Here is an 18,003-nt window from a genome sequence, read left to right on the forward strand (position 1 = left end):
TTTTTATCGAATTTGTGTTAAATCGTATACTACAACTTGTATAAAAATCTGCGGATTAATTTGCTAAATCAGCAGATGCTTTTCATTCAAAATGTTTGGGAGAATTGGATTATGTGGAATCTCATTGCTTGGGCTATTTTGGGTCTGCTGGCTGGTGCGATCGCAAAAGCAATTTACCCTGGAACTCAGGGCGGCGGCATCCTTGCCACAATGATTCTGGGGATTGTAGGTGCCTTTATTGGAGGCGCTGTATATTCCCTTTTGACTACAGGAACACTAGCATTTTCAGCCGCAGCTCCCTTTAGCTTCTGGGGCGTTGTGGTCGCTGTACTTGGCGCTATTATCGCCATTTGGCTGTGGGGGCTGGTCACCCGTCGTGCTGCTTAATGATGGTGAAATAACCGTGTCGGGTTAAATGGTGGCGAAATCAACCAAATTAACTCCCCAGCTTTTTTGAAAAAGCTGGGGAGTTTTGTTGATAGCTCAGTATCGCTTCTATAGAAGATCTCGGATTGAGCTTACTTACTTAATCGATACCTTCGCACCAGCTTCCTCTAGCTGTTTCTTAGCATCTTCAGCATCAGCCTTAGCGATGCCTTCCTTGACTGCTTTAGGTGCAGCTTCTACCAGATCTTTAGCTTCCTTCAGACCCAAACCAGTCAGGGTACGAACCACCTTCAGAATAGCAATCTTCTTGTCAGCGGGAAATTCATCCAGAATGACATCAAATTCGGTCTTCTCTTCGACTTCTTCAGCCGGAGCCGCTGCGCCTGCGGGAGCTGCCATAGCAAATCCAGCCACGGGTGCAGCAGCGCTGACACCAAATGCTTCTTCAATTTGCTTCACCAGATCTGCGGCTTCTAGCAGAGTCAAGGTCTTTAACTTTTCCAAAATTTCATCGGTTACTGCGGACATGGGTTAACTCCTTTAAGTCATTGGTCATTAGTCAGTAGATAGGTGTGAGGTGTGGGGTTGTTATTTGGCGGTCAGTGGTCAGTAGCCCTCTGCCCCCCTTCCTCTGCCTTCTGGAATACCTAAGCGGCATCTTGCTCTTTGTCAGCGATCGCCTGAATCGCACGTGCCAGGGAAGCGGGAACCTGGTTGATCCCCACCGCTAGCTTGGTTGTCACGCCATTGATGGCACCAGCAACCTGAGCCATGAGCTGTTCCTTAGATGGCAGGTCAGCGATCGCCTTTACATCTGCGCTAGAGAGGGCACGACCTTCCATCACGCCGCCGCGAAGTTCTGTCTTCTTGGAAGCCTTCTGGAAGTCCTGGTATGCCTTGAGGGCACCTCCAATGTCATCCTTAATCAGGAGAAAGGCAGAAGACCCCTTCAAAAACTCATTCATGGGTTGCCAGTTCTCGTCACCCTCAACGGCAATGCGCATCAGAGTGTTCTTTGCGACGGCGCAGGTGCTTCCCGTAGGGAATAAACGCTTACGCAGATCTGTAATCTCAGCAACCGTCAAACCTTTGTAATCAATCACGACTGCCAGTTGCGACTGACTCAAGTTTTCCTTGAGTTCTGCCACCATTGCCTTTTTTTCTTCCAACGTTCTACCCATTTGTCTCTCACCTCCTTAATCGGGCTGTTCGTTTTCAAGCTTGATTGGGAAACCCACTAAAAAAACCCTGACGGTAGTGCCAGGGTTCATATCCAAATTCAGATGCTGCAACACTCATCAACAGACGCAGCAGTCTGAATTGGGAAGAAACCTGGGCAGGATATTAAGCATAAAGCGCCTGCCGTCTCTGGCTCCGCTATTTAGTTTTGAGGGTTCAAATTTGAGTTATAGAGCTAAGATCTGATAACCCATGACTTAAAACCCTTCCCTATTTCATGCAGCCTCTCCAAGTTTCAAATCACGTAAACCGCTTATATCCACCTGAATGGAAGGACCCATCGTAGCGGCAACAAACACACTGCGCCAATAACGACCCTTTGCACCAGAGGGACGATTCCGGTCAATCGTTTCCTGCAATGCCTTCAAATTAATCAGCAAATCCTCTGCGGGGAAAGATGCCTTACCAAACATAACATGGACAATCCCTGTCCGATCTGCCCGGAATTCCAGCTTACCTGCTTTAAATTCAGAAATTGCCTGGGGCAGATCGAAAGTCACCGTACCGCCCTTAGGTGATGGCATCAAACCACGAGGGCCCAGTAACTTACCCAGCTTTGCCACCTGGGGCATCATGTCAGGGGTTGCAATCAGCAGGTCAAAATCCATCATCCCCTTCTGAATCTCGTTAATCAATTCCTCTGAACCGGCTATGTCAGCTCCAGCATTGCTTGCCTCTGTTACTTTTTCACCCCTTGCAATCACCGCCACTCGAACTGTTTGCCCCGTTCCCTTGGGCAGTGCAACAGTTGTTCTCAATTGCTGATCGGTATATTTAGGATCAATCCCCAGACGAATATGGGCTTCTGCCGATTCGGGAAACTTTGCGGTGGCAGTTTCTTTCAGCAGATTGAGCGCTTCTAATGGTTCATAGAGGCGATCTTCAACCTTCTTATGAAGCTCTTGCAGTCGTTTAGATAGTTTGCTCATTGTTGGTATCTCCTGGGGTCAATAACGAGGTTCGACCTCTCCCCCTTGAATAGGTGGTCATGGTAGGGATCAGGTGGTGGGTGGTGGGGATGAGGGAGTAGGGGCTGAGAGAAAAAGCTTTGTGTTTTTCACTTTTAATCTTTTAATCTTTTACTCTTTGCGATTGCCTTACTTATTCCCCATTTCCTACTGTTACGCCTAATCTTTTACAGCGATGCCCATATTACGGGCAGTCCCTTCGACAATCTTCATTGCTGCTTCGATGTCGTTTGCATTCAGGTCGGGCATTTTAGCTTGGGCGATTTCTTGCAATTGACTACGGGTAATTGAACCCACTGTCTTGCGGTTTGGTTCGCCAGAACCTCTCTCGACCCCGGCAGCTTTAGCAATGAGCTTGGAAGCAGGGGGTGTTTTGAGAATGAAGGTAAAACTCCGATCTTCATAGACCGAGATCTCTACCGGAACAACCATCCCTACTTGGTCGGCAGTTCTGGCATTATATTCCTTACAGAACATCATAATGTTGACCCCGTGCTGACCTAGCGCGGGACCAATGGGAGGGGCAGGGTTTGCCTTGCCAGCGGAAATCGCCAGCTTAATCACTGCAGCTACTTTCTTTGCCATTGACTCTATTAGCTCTCTTTCTGAACCTGGTTAAACTCTAACTCTACAGGGGTATCGCGCCCGAAGATAGACAGCAGGGCTTTCAGCTTACTACGTTCTGGGCTGACCTCAATCACTTCCCCTTCAAAATCCTTGAAGGGACCAGAAAGCACCAGGATTTTGTCTCCTGCTCCCATGTCGATCTTGACGACAGGCTCTTGCTCTTGGGTCTGTTTAAAGATTCGCTCAACCTCTGAATGCCCAAGCGGCATGGGCTTGACGTGCCCCCGCCCGCGTCCGTAGCGACGCTTTTGCTCTGCCCCAACAAAGTTAATTACGTTTGGGGTGTTTTTGACGACCTGCCAGGTATCGTCATCCATAATCATGTTGACCAGGACGTAGCCAGGAAAAACTTTCTCTTCAGTATTCTGGCGAGAACCATCCTTACGGAGCTTAACGGCAGGAGTTTGGGGAATCTCGATTTGAAAGATTCGGTTTGCCACATCAAGGGTTTCAATCCGCTGCTCCAGGTTTGCCTTGACCCGCTTTTCGCAGCCAGAAGCAACCTGAACCGCATACCAGCGACCGCTCTTACGCGAATACTCAGCCTCTGCGTATTCGGCATCGGCTTGAAGGAAATCTTGGAATTCGTCTGAGGTATAGGTCATCCGAACACCTGCTGCGCTGCCCACGCAAAAAAGTTATCGAAAAGGTAGATCAGACTAGCTGAAAGAGTAACCATCAGGATGACGGCAATGGATTCGCTGATCAGTTGCTGACGGCTAGGCCAAACAACTTTGTCCAACTCGTCCTTCGTCTCTTGAAGGAAAGTGGCGGGGTTAAACTTGGAATTCTCTTCTTGCACCTTTGCATCATCTTTTGCCACAGCCGCTTTCCTCCCCTTTGGAATCGCTTTCTAAACCAGGATTTACTGGTTTGCCAAATTGCTCAGCGCGCCCTGGAGGACTTGAACCCCCGACATCAGGTTTTGGAGACCTGCGTTCTACCAACTGAACTAAGAGCGCACGAACTAAGCCCTTTGGGCTTGCTTATCCAGTTTAACAATTTATCAGGGGCAATTTACAAGGGTTAGATATGAGGTAGCAGAATTATCTACTACCTATCCTACCTATTCCTTCTAAACCTACCACCTCACTAGAGGGCCCGGTCAAACCGTTGCTTGAGGCGGGTTGCCTTACCGACGCGATCGCGCAGGTAGTAAAGTTTGGCACGGCGAACCTTCGCCCGACGTAATATTTTGATGCTTTCAATGCGGGGGGAGTGAATCAGGAAAACCCGCTCAACTCCAACACCCTGGAAAGTGCGCCGAACAGTAATGTTCTGATTAATGCCAGCTCCTTTTTTGGAAATGACAACGCCTTCGTAGGGCTGGGTGCGCTCTTTACCACCTTCCTGAATGATGACACCGACTTTCACCGTGTCACCAATGTAGATGATAGGTAGATTTGTTTTCATTTGCTCCGCTTCAATGGAGCGGATAATTTCCTGGGCGTGCATAGGTCTGGCAAAAACTCACAGTCTATAAATATAGCGTGAGATGTTTTAGAAAGTCTAGAGGCGATAACTATATGTTTTGTTGAAATCACCTGTTTTTTTTCCTTCACATCCCCCCTTGGAGGATTGTAATCCTATCAGTGGAGCGATTTACTGGCGATGGAAGACTGTGTCAGGGTTTTTAGTTGAGGATTGAGTCCGCATGAAACAGCGAGTAGTGGTTTTGGTGAGTGCAGGGTTTCTGATTTTGGGAGGCATTCAGGGTTGTACGAACAACCAGACAGCCAGCACCCCCTCACCTGCTGGCGAATCTTCGCCAGCAGCAGCCCCGTCCACAGACGATAGCGGCACCTTAGAAATTCGTGCTAACGGGGAAGACTTTGTGCGTCAGGGGTTTACTTCTAAGGATGGCTGGCAAATCAGCTTTGAAAATGTTTACACTACGCTGAGTGATGTGACTGCCTACCAGACCGATCCCCCCTATGACCCTCAGAAAGATCAGGAGCTAAAAGCAAACCAGCAGGCGAGCCTGGATAAAACACAGACGATAGATCTGGCTGCCGGGGATGAAAAGGCTGACCCGGTGGTGGTAGGGGAGGTGAAAGCCCCTGCCGGACGCTACAATGCGCTTTCCTGGAGGATGGTGAAACCGACTGAAGGAGCTGCCCAGGGTTATCCTCTATTCCTCAGAGGGAGAGCGACCAAAGATGGCAGGACGGTTGATTTTAATCTCAAGATTGAACAGGAGATGGCGTTTACCTGTGGCGACTTTGTGGGGGACGATCGCAAGGGGTCCTTAGAACCGGGCGGAAAAGCAGACCTGGAGACAACCTTCCACTTTGATCATCTGTTTGGCGATGCGGATACCCCCGCAGCGGATGAACTAAACCAGCAGGCACTCGGATTTGAGCCTTTAGCCGCGATCGCGCAGGATAACAAGCTGGATGTGGATATGGCGGCACTGAGACAGGCACTTTCGCCAGAGGATTTCAAAAGGATAGAGGCAGTTCTTCCCTCTTTAGGGCATGTGGGTGAAGGACACTGCAAGGAAACTGTGCTTCAAACCTGATACGAATTTAAACCTGATATTGACAGATGATGACATGAGGAAATGCCAGGAAATGTGGAAATGCCAGGAGGCTAAAGTGGTGAAGTGGTTAATTCCGGTCGTTTGCCTGATGGTGATGGGGCAGGCGAAGGGAGTGATCGCCCACGGGGTTGAGATTCAGTACCAGTCAACCCAGGCGCTCAACATCCAGGCAAACTACGACACTGGAGAACCGATGAAAAACGCCCAGGTGACAATTTATGCACCGGGTAAAGACGATCCCTGGTTGACTGGAAAAACTGATGAAAAGGGACAGTTCACCTTTGCCCCTGATACCTCTCGACCGGGGAGTTGGGAAGTCAAAGTGCGTTCGGCGGGGCATGGAGCAATTCTGGCAATTCCAGTTGAATCTAACCAGGTTGGGGGGGCGATCGTCCAGGGAAGTACTGGCTACACCTCTTTACAGCAGGGAATCATGACTCTATCAGTCATTTGGGGTTTAGTTGGCACGGCGCTCTTTTTTTCTCGGAGGAAGTAGATGCACGTCCCCGATGGCATTTTGCCAGCTCAGGTTTGTGTGGGAGGCTACGCCTTGGCGGGTCTGGTCACCTGGTATTCCCTGCGTCAAATTAACCGCCTGAGAGACCCAACCCAGGGAGTTCCTAAAGCCGCTCTGCTAACAGCAGCATTTTTTCTGACCTCGCTGATTCACATTCCGATTCCCCCTGCCAGCGTTCACCTGGTATTAAACGGGCTGCTGGGTTGTGTCTTGGGGTTTTATGCCTTTCCAGCGATTTTAATTGGTCTGTTTTTTCAGGCAGCAACTTTTGGGCATGGTGGACTCAGCACCTTGGGGATCAATGCCCTGATTATGGGTGTACCAGCCCTGCTGGCGTACTATCTGTTTCAATTGCGTCAGCAGGTGGGCAGTCGGTGGAAACCGAAGGTTACTTCTGGGGTTTTTGCTTTCCTGGCAGGTGCGTTCAGCTTAAGCATTTCAGCGCTGCTTTTTGTCACGATTGTGGTGACAACCATTCCTTCTAATTTAGATGCTGCAACCGAACGGGCAGCAGTTTTTGCATTGCTGCTGGCACACATACCGCTGGCGATCATTGAGGGGGCTTTTACCGCATTGATAGTCCTATTTTTGGAGCGCGTGAAACCAGAACTGCTACAGAATGAGTGGTAAAGATGGGAATGCGATTCAATCTGGATGCTCACTCCTCTGGATCTTCTCTAATTCATCGCTGGCAACCCCAGCAAAAGCTGATTGGTTTTGCTGGGCTGATTTTTGCGTTTGCAGCCGTGCATGACCTGCGCCTCGTGCCTGCCATGCTGGTAGTGACCGGAGGTTTCTATGCGGCTTCCGACTTGCCACTCTCTTTTCTACTAAATCGCCTGCGCTATCCTGGGTTTTTTCTGCTGGGCATGGTTTTGTTGTTACCGTTTTTGTCTGGGGAAACGGTGATCTGGCAATGGGGTTTCCTGTCCCTGCGGCAAGAAGGTGGGTTGACCGTTGTGCTGATTGCTGCCCGGTTTTTCTCTATTCTCACGCTGGGAATTATTCTGCTGAGTACAACCCGGTTTTCGGTTCTGATTCAGGCGATGCGATCGCTCGGACTCCCTCCCATCCTGGCAGATATGACTCTGCTCAGCTACCGCTATCTATATGACATTGCCGACAATCTAGCAACGATGCAGACGGTCATGCGCCTGCGCGGTTTTGGACAATTCCAGAAAACGGGGTTCCTCCACCCCAACTGGCAGACGATGAAACAACTCGCGGCGCTGGCTGGAACGTTGCTCATTCGCAGCTATGAACAGTCTGAACAGGTTTATCAGGCGATGCGGTTGCGGGGGTATGGGGCAGAGGAGGAGACGGGGAGACGGGGAGACGGGCAGAGGAGGAGACGGGGAGACGGGGAGACGGGCAGAGGAGCAGAGTTCAGCACCGTGATTCCCTGGAGTACAATCGCTCTCTGGTTGACGTTACTAATGGCTGCCGGTTTTGTGATGGCTGAGATTTTGTTTTAGTGTTTCATGGATGACACCAATGAACCAACTGCTTGAGCGACAACCGCAAACGTCCATAACGGAGGTAGCGATCGCGGTGACCAATTTGGGGTTTTCCTATCCCGATCTGCCGGATGTCTTACAACAGGTAAGCCTCAAAGTTCAGCCAGGGGAGCGAATTGGGGTGATTGGGGCAAATGGTTGTGGGAAGACAACTCTGTTCAAGTTGCTCTGTGGTGTGCTGCGCCCCACCGGGGGAGAAATTGTGTTGTTTAACGAACCCCTGGTACCCGGAGTATTTCGCTCGGATATGGGGCTGGTGTTTCAGAATCCCGATGATCAACTGTTCTCTCCTTCAGTTTGGGAAGATGTGGCATTTGGACCGCAAAATATGGGTTTGACACCTGCCGAGGTGGAAGAACGGGTCAGCATGGCACTGGCGCTAACGGGTGTACAGGCATTGAGACACCGTCCACCGCACCACCTTTCTGGTGGGGAGAAAAAACGGGTGGCGATCGCGGGAATTTTGGCAATGGGTCCCCAAATCTTGCTACTGGATGAACCTTCTGCCCAATTGGATCCCCGCAGCCGCCGCCAGCTTATTCAACTGTTGGATACTCTGCCCTTGACTCAGTTGATTGCTACCCATGATCTAGATCTGGCACTGGATTTATGCGATCGCACCATCGTTTTAAGCCAGGGGCAGATTGTTTACGACGGAGCTACCGCAACTATCCTGAGCGACTCAGAACGGCTGGAAGGATATTCTTTAGAACGCCCCCTGAGCTACAGTCGCCCCTACTGTCAGCTTGACCATGTCCCATTGGGGGTAGTACGGGGTACGGAGTATGGGGTATAGGCTACGGGGCATAGGTTACGGGTAGTTGAGGAACAGTTGTGATCGAGTTGAGCTACGATCGAGCTTCGCTTCAAAGACCCTAGCGCAACAAAAAAGTTGTGCCAGAAATCTAAAATTGTTAGGTGTTCGCAGGTATGTCCTTGCCAAAATGGTTTAGTCGCTACGGTATGTTTGGGTTTCTGTTTAGTCTCTGTCTCACCCTTGTTCTGGTATCAGGATTTCCCGCTGGTTCCCAACTGGCACCACCAGAGAGCCTCACCCAGAATCGGGAGATGGCTCAGTTGCCAGTGGAGCAAACTAGCTCCTCCGATGTCCTGACCCAGAATGTTCGCAAGACAGTGCTGGACAATGGGCTGACCGTGTTGACCAAAGAAGTCAATACTGCCCCAGTTGTCACAGTGCAGGTGTGGTATCGGGTTGGATCTCGCAATGAAACACCAGGCATTAGCGGGATTGCTCACCAGCTAGAGCACCTCATGTTTAAAGGGACTGAGGAGCGACCGATTCAGTTTGGGCGTTTTTTCAGCGTCCTGGGCAGCGATTCAAACGCTTTTACCAGCTATGACCAGACGGCATACTTTGGCACGGTTGAGCAGGATAAGTTAAAGGCATTGCTTGTCCTGGAAGCCGACCGGATGAAGAACTCAGTCATTGATGACAAGGAATTGACTACTGAGAAGCGGGTGGTCATTTCCGAACTGCAAGGCTATGAAAACAATCCGGGCTATCGCCTGGGTCGAGCCGTGATGCGAGCCGCTTTTCCTAACAGTCCTTATGGGTTGCCCGTAGGAGGCACCAAGGCAGATGTCGAGCGCTTTACGGTTGAACAAGTGCGCGACTATTACCAACGCTACTATCGTCCTGACAATGCCACATTGATTATTGTAGGCAATTTTCAAACTGAGCCAACGCTGGCAATCGTCAAGGAGATCTTTGGCAAGATTCCTCCTGAAAATCAGCCGTTGCCCGCCGATCAACCTGTCCCACAATCTGGATCGCAATCTGGAACCAGGATTCCTGCCTCGGTTGCGTCAAAATCTCCCATTGTCCTGCGGGAGCCAGGCAGTGCTGCCCTGTTAAATGAGGTTTACCCCCTCCCCAATGTCAGCCATCCCGATGTCCCTGTATTACAGGTGATGGACTATATTTTGACGAGTGGACGGAGTTCGCGGCTGTATCAAGCTCTGGTAGAGACGGGGCTGGCCAGTAGTGCCAGTGGTTACGCGGCAAACATGATTGGCGGCGGCTGGTATGAGTTTTCTGTCACGGCTGCTCCCGGTAAGGAGCTAGAACAAATTGACCAAGTTTTGCAGAAGACGCTGGCTGATCTGCGTGACCAGGGAGTTACTCCAGAAGAGTTGGAGCGAGCAAAGACGCAGTTCCGGGCTTCTATTCTGCTCCGCAATCGAGACATTGCAAGTCAAGCGTTGCAGCTTGGTGATGACCAGACCGCTACTGGGGATTACCGCTTTACCGATCGCCTTCTGAATGCGATTACCAAAGTTACAGCAGTAGACGTGCAGCGAGTTGCCCAAACCTATCTAACCCCTGCTCAACGAACCGTTGGCTTTTTTGAACCGACTCAAATTCAAGCCAATGGGGAAGCCCCCGGCAGTTTCTCCCAAACCAGTGAAAACTTTAGCCCAGGTGAACCCGTTGATCCATCAGAGGTGGCAAAGTACCTGCCGCCTTCATCCACCACCACTGCTCATCCCGAACAGCCGCTACCCGAAAAGCTGACCCTGGCAAATGGTCTTCAGGTGTTGCTGTTGCGCGATCGCAGCACTCCCACCGTCACCCTCAGCGGTTTCATTACCGCAGGCAGTTCCTATGACCAACCCCAAACCGCTGGACTGGCAAACTTAACCGCTGCCAACCTGATGAATGGGACTCAAACAAAAAATGCCCTGGAACTTGCCAAAATCTTGGAAAATCGGGGAGCCAGTTTGTCCTTTAGTGCCGGTCGTGAAGGCGTTGGCATTTCTGGTAACGCGCTAGCATCCGATTTGCCCACGATGACTCAAGTGCTGGCAGATGTATTAAAAAATGCCAGCTTTCCCAACAATGAACTGGAGCTGAGCCGCCAACAGGCATTGAGTGCCCTGAAATTGGAGCTAGATAATCCTGGACGGCTGGCACGGCGAGTCTTCCAGCAGACTATTTATCCAACCAATCACCCGTTCCATACTTTTCCCACGGAAGAAAGCCTGAATCGAATTACCCGTGATGATCTGGTGCAGTTTTACCAGCAGCATTATCACCCTGAGAGGACGGTGCTGACCCTGCTGGGTGACTTTGACCCGGTTCAGGTGCGGAACCTGCTCAACCAGGAACTTGGTCAATGGCAGAACCCAACGCAAGACTCCAAACTAACCTTTCCATCCGTGCCATTGCCTGAAACAACGGTTCGGGTAAACCCAGCACTACCGGGCAAGACGCAATCAGTCATCTTCCTGGGCTACAACGGTATCCACCGGACTGACCCCCGCTTTTATGCCTCAGAGGTGCTGAACCAGATTTTGGGAGGGGATACCCTATCGAGCCGATTGGGAACTGAAATTCGCGATCGCCTGGGGCTAACTTATGGCATCTACAGCTACTTTCAGGCAGGCATGAGCCAGGGTCCATTCCTGATTACGATGCAAACCTCGCCGGAGGATACGGAGCGGGCTATCGCCAGCACAGTGAGTTTGTTGAAGCAAGTCCGGGAGCAGGGAGTAACCGAAAATGAAGTGGCGGTAGCTAAGCGATCGCTGACCAGTAGTTATCCGGTCGGACTAGCAGAGCCTGACACTCTAGCCGACACGATTCTGATGAACGCAGTTTATGGTTTAGGTATCAACGAACTGCGGCAGTACACCGATAAAATCTCGGCAGTTACCCCTGCCCAGGTTCAACAAGCCATTACCGAACTGCTGCATCCGGAGCGGATGGTAATTGTGACCGCCGGACCCCCGATGGTTTCCTCAGAAAAATAGTCCTGAAAAGTGGACTGGGCATTGCTGTTTTTGGGGGTAAAAAGGGTGCAGGATGCTGGACTCAATTCAGCATCCTGCCAGCAATACCCGGACTGAATTAGACATAGGGAACTCTCATCCCTGCCCAGCGTCCCTCTAAATGTCCCTCTCACAGTAAGGACTCTAATTCATTCAAATTCTCAACAGATCTCAAAGTTGCCGCGATAAGCTAAAGCAGGATGCCATCCAGGGAAGGGGCGATCGCGTAACCACTTCCAGGAATGTCACATTTAGATTGGGAAAGACAAGTTAGGCTATGCAAGAATGGCTTCCCGTAATCGGTCAAAAATATCAGGTCCAATTATTGCGGTGAATTTACAAAAGAGAGGGAATACCGCAGAATGATTAGGCAAATCTGCGCAGTTGAGCTTTAGTTTTCAGACCCAGTTCACTGCCTTCCCAATGGGTCAAGCGCCTATCCGAAAGACTTGCCTGGTTCAGTACCAGGCTCTGGTCATGAGGGCTTTTCGGATGGGCTTCAAGTCCGGTTCCCTGTTCAACCCTTAGAGTGTCAAATGCCAGGAGCAGTCATGAAATCATTTCTTCGTCGGAGCGTAACGGCTGGTCTAGTTGGAAGTGCCCTGTTAGGTTCAGTACTGGCGGGAGCCATGCAGGTACTGGCGCTGCCCAAAGATCAAATTCTGCAAAAGTTGCGCCCGGTTCCCGTTTTTACCATTGCTAACTCGCAGGGCGCTCCGCTAGTTGCCTCGCCACCCCAGGGGCAAAAGGGTCAACCGGTAGCTGGTGTCTTCATCAGCCAGAAAGATGCCCAGGCATTTCTTGAAAACCTTAAATCCAAGAATCCTGAACTGGCTAAGGGGGTGAGTGTAGTTCCAGTTTCTCTAGCTGAAGTTTATCAACTGGGGTTAGATAACAAAGGTAAACCTGACGGCTTAGGTTTTGCGTTTGTGCCATCTCAGCAGCAAGTTGCCTCTGCGACCACCTTGCTCAAACAGACAGGTCAGCAGGCACAGCAATTTAATGGTACCCCTCTCTTCGTTGCCCGGGGTGGGAAAGAAAAAGGCTACCTGACCATTCAGCAGGGAAACCAATCGGTAATTCCTATGTTCTTTAAGAAAGAGGAACTTCAGACTCTACTGGAGCAGTTTAAGAAGCAAGAACCCAACATGGCTTCTACGATTGAAATTCAAGTTCTCAATCTGGAGGGCTTGATCCAGGTGCTACAAGAGAAGAACGATCCTCAACTCAATCAGATTGTCCTGGTGCCCTCTCAAGAGGCAGTTGATTACGTGCGATCGCTCGCCCCCGCTGCTGGGCAAAAACCTGCTCCTGCACCCGCGAATGCTCCTAAGAAGTAAGGGCTGAGGGATCACGTTTGAGCGATGAGTTGAGAAGAATCGGTTCACTGCTCAAATTTTTCTCTCGTAGCTATGTCTTTCTCAAAACCATCTACCAATTCTCTCTCGCCTTCCTTTGGGGGGCGAGAGTTTGTCGTTTCTGGAGCAACATTGTGGGAATGGTGGAAAGCTGCCCGCCAGGAGGCGATCGCCGCTGCCATTCCCCCCACTGAAGTGGACTGGCTTTTACAAGACCTGACCGAACTTGATCGATTAGCACTGCGGCTAGAGTCCTTTAAGACTCTGCCAGCAATTACACTCAAGCTCTCCCTGGTTGAACTGCAACGCCTCTGGGATAGGCGAATTCAGGCACGAGTACCCGTACAATACCTGACCGGCATTGCTCCCTGGCGGCAGTTCCGCCTCAACGTTTCACCCGCCGTCCTGATTCCACGACCAGAGACCGAGTGTGTAATTGACTTGGCAATAGGGGCAGGGGGGCAGAGGGGCAGGGGAGTGGAAGAATCCATTCAATCGACTAACAACCAACCCCTAACCACTAACACCCCTACCCTGGTCCCCACCTCTCACCCCTCACCCCACCCTACGGGAACGCCAAAGGCGAACACCCCTCACCCCTCACCCCACTGGGCAGACTTAGGCACAGGCAGCGGTGTGATCGCCCTGGGGTTAGCGACGGCATTTCCGCAGGCGACGATCCATGCGGTGGACTGTAGTGAAGCAGCCCTGGCGATCGCCCAATCCAATGCGGCATCCTATCACCTGCAACAGCGGATTCATTTCTATCAAGGTTCCTGGTTTGAGCCACTGGCATCGCTGCAAGGGCAATTAAGCGGCATTGTCTCAAATCCGCCTTACATTCCCAGCGCGACTGTAGCAGAACTCCAGCCAGAGGTTGCCCAGCATGAGCCTCACCTGGCGTTAGATGGAGGAGCCGATGGTCTAGACTGTATTCGTCATCTGATTACAATGGCACCCATTTACCTGCACCCTGGGGGTATTTTGCTGTTTGAAATGATGGCAGGTCAGGCGGAAATTGTCTCTGCTCTGCTGCACCAACAGAATAGTTATCACTCGATCCAGATTCATCCAGACCTGGCAGGGATCGATCGCTTTGCCCTTGCCTACCGTACTTGAACCCTTTCTTGTCACTTTTGCCCTCAGAGTTGGATCTGCAAGCCTTTGTCTTTAGGGTTTATCATGCAGAATGAGTCGTCTGACACGCACTCCAGTATTACTGATAGTTGGGCGTGGGTTAGGTGTGCGGGAGAAGCAGGTGACAGAACCTATAGCCACAGCCTCTACCCCTCACCAACTACCTTTTACCCAATTCCTAACTCAAAACTCAAAACTCTCAACTCGCAACTCTTAACTCTCTCCCCCCCTATGGAGCCTGATTTTGAAATCCGCCGCCTGCTAGAAGTGATGCCTGCTTCCGGGCGCATGATGACCAAACTAAGAAGCAAGCCAGAGCAGTCTGTCGTAATTGATAGTCCGTTTCCAATGCCCTGGATTCAGGAGCGCCCCATTTGGATTAATTTTGACCTGTGGGGACGTTTAGCCAAGTCGCAAAGGGATTTGCTGGTTCTGCGGACGGTGAGCTGGCTAATTGGGGTGAAATGGTTTCGTCCTAATCTTTACCAAGGACTAGTCGCGGCGGGTGTAGCAGGAACTATTGTTGAACTTTTGCAGGCAGATCCGGTGGGCATGATTGTGGCAGGTGGACTGACAGCGATCGCGGGTACCCAGGTCTGGCGTAATAACCGCAGCCCAGAACGCGAACTGGAAGCCGATGAGGCAGCACTCAAAGTTGCTCAACGACGGGGTTATAGTGAATCTGAGGCTGCCCACTCCTTACTCACGGCAATTGAAGCTGTGGCTGACCTGGAAGGTCGCCCTAGCCTGAACTTCACGGAATTGCTCCGGTGCCAGAACTTGAAGGCGATCGCGGGCTTTTCCTCTGTAGGAGTTCCCGATCGCCTTCGACAAAATTAGTTTCAGTCAACTAGCTCACTGCTCTACCGAACTTCCTTGCGGTGATCCACAATAATGACCTCAGGTTCACCATCATTGTCCAGGTCGCGAGTATCCCGAACCGCTTTTTGGCTCTCAACTCGTTCCTGTCTGGGTCCATTTTCAGTCGTTCCTAAATCGGGAGCATGATATGTCTGGTAACCTTCAATCCGCCGATCGCGCAGGATTGACTCAATCTGGCGCAACTCCTGCTCTGTTCCACTGACTATCAGCAGATATTCACCCGCCTTAACGCGATCGCTGTATTCCCTTGCGTGATCTTCAGGTATCCCCAAGCCAACCAGCGCTCCAATAATGCCGCCTGACGCAGCACCAATCCCGGCTCCTGCCAGGGTGGAGGCGAGGGCATTGATTTCGGCTCCTGCGGCAAGAATAGGACCAACACCAGGAACCGCTAACAACCCAACTCCGACCAGAAATCCACCAATACCGCCTAAAACCGCACCTGTGGTTGCACCTGCTGCGGCACCTTCCTGGGCTTCATTTCCTTGATGAATGTCCTCAGTTCCTTCTACAGCTTCCACATTGCGTGCAATCAAGGAAACTTTGCTCATATCAAAATTGGCATCTCTCAAAGCTCGCAGCGCGTCTTCCAGGTCTTCGCGCCGTTTGAAAGTACCTACAGCACGTTTGTATTGACCTGTTTTGGAAGTCATTTGTCTGTTATTCATGGTTTTTCCTTTCATTTCGTTTCATTTCGTTCAATGGACTGTTGTTAACCCACGCCGATTCGAGCCTGGGCAAAAAGCACTCTTACTAAAAAAGGTGCTTGAACCTTTACGCAGGGGGCGTTACAGAGATTTGGCGGCAACGAACCCGATGACCATTAGTTGCCAGGTGCAGGAGAAACAGCAGAGGGATAGACCCCATCCGCTACCACCACTGGTCTATTGGTGTAGCGGGATTGAAACTCTTGAATTTGTTGGTCATTCCAACCCAAGTTAAATTCCCTGGCAAGTTCAGCGCTGAATGGACGAGTTACACCAGTAACAACCACGTTTCCACCCTCCTCCAGGGGAGTGCCTTTAGCCTTAAGGTCACCATCAACTCCAACAACTAGCACTCCAACATCATCAATCCACCCTTCCTCATACAAAGCAAATGCATTAGGCGTGTAGTCAAGTTTTCTTAGTTCCCCTTCTACAGCAATGGGTTGATTGGCAAAATAGCCATCAGGCGCTGCCGCGAGATCTTCTGGTTTAGGAGCCAGGGCTAAGGATTGGGCAATAATCGCGGGTCTATTCTCGTATTCTGAGTACAGATTAGGCTCCAATTGGATCCCGTATTTGCTCTGAATTTGAGCAAGGTTAAAGGTCTCAACTCGCCCTGTTACCTGCAAGGGGATCTCGCGCTCAGGCGGCAATTGGAAACCATTACGAGCTGGATTAATAACCAGGATAGAATTGCCATCATTAGTATTCATAATGAGTCCATGGGTTCCAATTTTCTCCCCTGGCATACTTCTGATCGTGATGGTTTGTCCGATGAGTTGTTCAGCCGTAGCTTGATCTGCAACATCCTGGGCTGTCACTGTGGGCTGGCTTTCATCACGAGCCTGATTCCATCCAGCACATCCAGGAACGAGCAATGTTACTAATCCCAAGGCGATCGCACCCAACGAAACGCCAACTCTTCGGCTCCTAAAAAAAGTGTTTTTCTCTTGCATAAATCGTTCTCCTGCTTAACTGATTGTCACTAAAACTCTTGCTAAATCTGTTGAAAAATTCTTGTCATTACAAGGATTTTGCTAGTAGTTTTGACTGAATGCCATAAACTATGCCGTATCCTGGCTCCGACGAACTAATCCATCAAAAGTTGGTACGTCATAAAAGCTTGTAGAAATTGCAAATAGCTTTTAAGACTGTCAGATGAGGGATATATAGGAAGGAAGTCGTAGTCCAGGTCAGAAAGATCTCAACGCTCTAAAAAATTCTGATTCTGCTGTTGAAGCGACGTACACTGCTTTATCCCAAATGATTGGATGAAACTCAGATTCCGGATAGAGTTGTATGTTAATTGGTAACTCATTCTTAATTCTTGAGCTTCAATTTTTCTGAAGGCGCTTGGGTTTGCAATTGGTAACTACTTTGTTTCATGACTCCCTAAGACTAGGCATAATCGAAAAATTTTTACTCTACCATTAGGAGTTTATCTAGAAAGCCTAAATTTCTAACTAATGGATGATCTGCAATAAATTTGCAACGCTAAATAAACTTGCAACGTTGAATAAAAGGTTCGTGGTTATATCAACCCACTTGCTATTTCAGCCTCAATCGTTGGAACATGGATGGAACACAATCATGGAGCGTTGGCGTGTCTGAGGAGTTGACCGCAAGTTTGATTTCACCTGGCTCTTTTCCTGAGCCATCTTCCCATCTTCCGCCCATCAGGGTAGGGGTAATGGCATCCGGAGGGGGGAGTAACTTTGAAGCGATCGCCCAGGCAATTGCTGACCAGCAACTCAACGCTAAGGTTTGTGTCCTGATTTACAATAACCCTGGTGCAAAAGTTGCTGCCCGTGCTGCCCGTTGGGGTATTCCCGCAATTTTGCTCAATCACCGTGAATTTGAGAGTCGAGATGCCCTTGATCGTGCCATTGTGAAAACGCTTCAGGACTATGAGGTGGAATGGGTGATCATGGCTGGTTGGATGCGAATTGTCACTCCCGTCCTGATCAACGCCTTTCCCAATCGCATACTCAATATTCACCCCAGTCTCCTACCCAGTTTCAAAGGTGCCCATGCCGTTGAGCAGGCACTGGCAGCCAAAGTGAAAATTACCGGCTGTACGGTTCACTATGTTGTAACCGAAGTCGATAGTGGCGCGATCATCATGCAGGCGGCGGTGCCTGTACTCCCTGACGACACCCCAGAAACCTTGCACAACCGAATTCACACCCAGGAATATCGCATTTTCCCAAAGGCGATCGCACTGGCAGCCGCTCAACCGATGGGGATGGATGAGGGGTGTTCGCCTTTGGCGTTCCCGTAGGGTGGGGTGAGGGGTCTGGTAGGAGCATTGCATTGCAATGCCCCTACTA

20 protein-coding genes, 1 tRNA gene and 1 other annotated feature are annotated in these 18,003 nt (G+C 50.4%); of the genes, 11 read left to right on the top strand and 10 right to left on the bottom strand.

What is annotated here, in order from left to right:
• Window positions 1-111: 111 nt before the first annotated feature.
• The gene (locus tag AC1S52_RS10975) at window positions 112-387 is read left to right on the top strand and encodes a GlsB/YeaQ/YmgE family stress response membrane protein (RefSeq protein ID WP_482029041.1); all 276 of its coding nucleotides are present in this window, start codon (window positions 112-114) and stop codon (window positions 385-387) included.
• 135 nt (window positions 388-522) lie between these two features.
• On the opposite strand, the gene rplL is transcribed toward AC1S52_RS10975, so the two are convergent.
• From rplL to rplS, 8 genes are all read right to left on the bottom strand, one after another.
• Window positions 523-915, bottom strand: a complete 393-nt coding sequence (rplL, locus tag AC1S52_RS10980; RefSeq protein ID WP_482029042.1) for a 50S ribosomal protein L7/L12 — start codon at window positions 913-915, stop codon at window positions 523-525.
• Window positions 916-1,034: 119 nt separating this feature from the next.
• Window positions 1,035-1,568: a 50S ribosomal protein L10 gene (rplJ, locus tag AC1S52_RS10985; protein ID WP_482029043.1), complete on the bottom strand. Its 534-nt coding sequence runs from the start codon at window positions 1,566-1,568 to the stop codon at window positions 1,035-1,037.
• Window positions 1,569-1,617: 49 nt separating this feature from the next.
• Window positions 1,618-1,777, bottom strand: a sequence feature (ribosomal protein L10 leader region).
• Between the two features lie 64 nt (window positions 1,778-1,841).
• Window positions 1,842-2,555, bottom strand: a complete 714-nt coding sequence (gene rplA / locus AC1S52_RS10990) for a 50S ribosomal protein L1 (RefSeq protein WP_482029044.1) — start codon at window positions 2,553-2,555, stop codon at window positions 1,842-1,844.
• A gap of 198 nt (window positions 2,556-2,753) precedes the next feature.
• Entirely contained in the window at window positions 2,754-3,179 is a 426-nt protein-coding gene (gene rplK / locus AC1S52_RS10995; protein ID WP_482029045.1) for a 50S ribosomal protein L11, read from the bottom strand.
• An 8-nt stretch (window positions 3,180-3,187) separates the two neighbouring features.
• Window positions 3,188-3,826, bottom strand: a complete 639-nt coding sequence (gene nusG, locus AC1S52_RS11000) for a transcription termination/antitermination protein NusG (protein ID WP_482029046.1) — start codon at window positions 3,824-3,826, stop codon at window positions 3,188-3,190.
• Window positions 3,823-4,044, bottom strand: coding sequence for a preprotein translocase subunit SecE (gene secE, locus AC1S52_RS11005; protein ID WP_482029047.1), 222 nt, complete (start codon window positions 4,042-4,044; stop codon window positions 3,823-3,825). The genes nusG and secE overlap by 4 nt, the downstream gene beginning before the upstream one ends.
• Before the next feature lie 66 nt (window positions 4,045-4,110).
• Window positions 4,111-4,183, bottom strand: a tRNA-Trp gene (locus AC1S52_RS11010).
• 130 nt (window positions 4,184-4,313) lie between these two features.
• The gene (rplS, locus tag AC1S52_RS11015; RefSeq protein WP_482029048.1) at window positions 4,314-4,676 is read right to left on the bottom strand and encodes a 50S ribosomal protein L19; all 363 of its coding nucleotides are present in this window, start codon (window positions 4,674-4,676) and stop codon (window positions 4,314-4,316) included.
• A gap of 199 nt (window positions 4,677-4,875) precedes the next feature.
• On the opposite strand from rplS, the gene AC1S52_RS11020 reads away from it, so the two are divergent.
• The 9 genes from AC1S52_RS11020 (at window position 4,876) to AC1S52_RS11060 (ending at window position 14,924) form a co-directional block, all read left to right on the top strand.
• Window positions 4,876-5,742 carry a DUF4382 domain-containing protein gene (locus AC1S52_RS11020; protein WP_482029049.1) on the top strand — a complete coding sequence of 289 codons (867 nt, stop codon included), beginning with the start codon at window positions 4,876-4,878 and terminating at the stop codon, window positions 5,740-5,742.
• Between the two features lie 76 nt (window positions 5,743-5,818).
• A complete protein-coding gene (locus AC1S52_RS11025; protein ID WP_482029050.1) occupies window positions 5,819-6,259 on the top strand; it encodes a carboxypeptidase regulatory-like domain-containing protein in 441 nt (146 codons plus the stop codon).
• Complete coding sequence (gene cbiM, locus AC1S52_RS11030) at window positions 6,260-6,910, top strand: cobalt transporter CbiM (protein WP_482029051.1); 651 nt, start codon at window positions 6,260-6,262, stop codon at window positions 6,908-6,910.
• Between the two features lie 2 nt (window positions 6,911-6,912).
• Entirely contained in the window at window positions 6,913-7,755 is an 843-nt protein-coding gene (cbiQ, locus tag AC1S52_RS11035; RefSeq protein WP_482029052.1) for a cobalt ECF transporter T component CbiQ, read from the top strand.
• Between the two features lie 19 nt (window positions 7,756-7,774).
• Window positions 7,775-8,593 (top strand): energy-coupling factor ABC transporter ATP-binding protein, encoded by an 819-nt coding sequence (locus tag AC1S52_RS11040; RefSeq protein ID WP_482029053.1) that lies wholly within the window; start codon window positions 7,775-7,777, stop codon window positions 8,591-8,593.
• 134 nt (window positions 8,594-8,727) lie between these two features.
• On the top strand, window positions 8,728-11,571 hold the full coding sequence (locus tag AC1S52_RS11045) for a M16 family metallopeptidase (RefSeq protein WP_482029054.1): 2,844 nt from the start codon (window positions 8,728-8,730) through the stop codon (window positions 11,569-11,571).
• Window positions 11,572-12,140: 569 nt separating this feature from the next.
• On the top strand, window positions 12,141-12,929 hold the full coding sequence (locus AC1S52_RS11050) for a Tic22 family protein (RefSeq protein ID WP_482029055.1): 789 nt from the start codon (window positions 12,141-12,143) through the stop codon (window positions 12,927-12,929).
• A gap of 72 nt (window positions 12,930-13,001) precedes the next feature.
• Window positions 13,002-14,066, top strand: coding sequence for a N5-glutamine methyltransferase family protein (locus AC1S52_RS11055; RefSeq protein WP_482029056.1), 1,065 nt, complete (start codon window positions 13,002-13,004; stop codon window positions 14,064-14,066).
• 249 nt (window positions 14,067-14,315) lie between these two features.
• Window positions 14,316-14,924, top strand: a complete 609-nt coding sequence (locus AC1S52_RS11060) for a DUF3318 domain-containing protein (RefSeq protein WP_482029057.1) — start codon at window positions 14,316-14,318, stop codon at window positions 14,922-14,924.
• A gap of 23 nt (window positions 14,925-14,947) precedes the next feature.
• Here AC1S52_RS11060 and AC1S52_RS11065 read toward each other — a convergent pair whose 3' ends face one another.
• On the bottom strand, window positions 14,948-15,634 hold the full coding sequence (locus AC1S52_RS11065) for a signal transduction histidine kinase (STHK), LytS (RefSeq protein WP_482029058.1): 687 nt from the start codon (window positions 15,632-15,634) through the stop codon (window positions 14,948-14,950).
• Between the two features lie 155 nt (window positions 15,635-15,789).
• Window positions 15,790-16,629, bottom strand: a complete 840-nt coding sequence (locus AC1S52_RS11070) for a hypothetical protein (protein ID WP_482029059.1) — start codon at window positions 16,627-16,629, stop codon at window positions 15,790-15,792.
• Between the two features lie 647 nt (window positions 16,630-17,276).
• Here AC1S52_RS11070 and purN point away from each other — a divergent pair.
• Window positions 17,277-17,954 carry a phosphoribosylglycinamide formyltransferase gene (gene purN / locus AC1S52_RS11075; protein ID WP_482029060.1) on the top strand — a complete coding sequence of 226 codons (678 nt, stop codon included), beginning with the start codon at window positions 17,277-17,279 and terminating at the stop codon, window positions 17,952-17,954.
• The last annotated feature ends 49 nt before the right edge of the window (window positions 17,955-18,003 follow it).

The organism is Kovacikia sp. CALU 1929 (assembly GCF_056784235.1).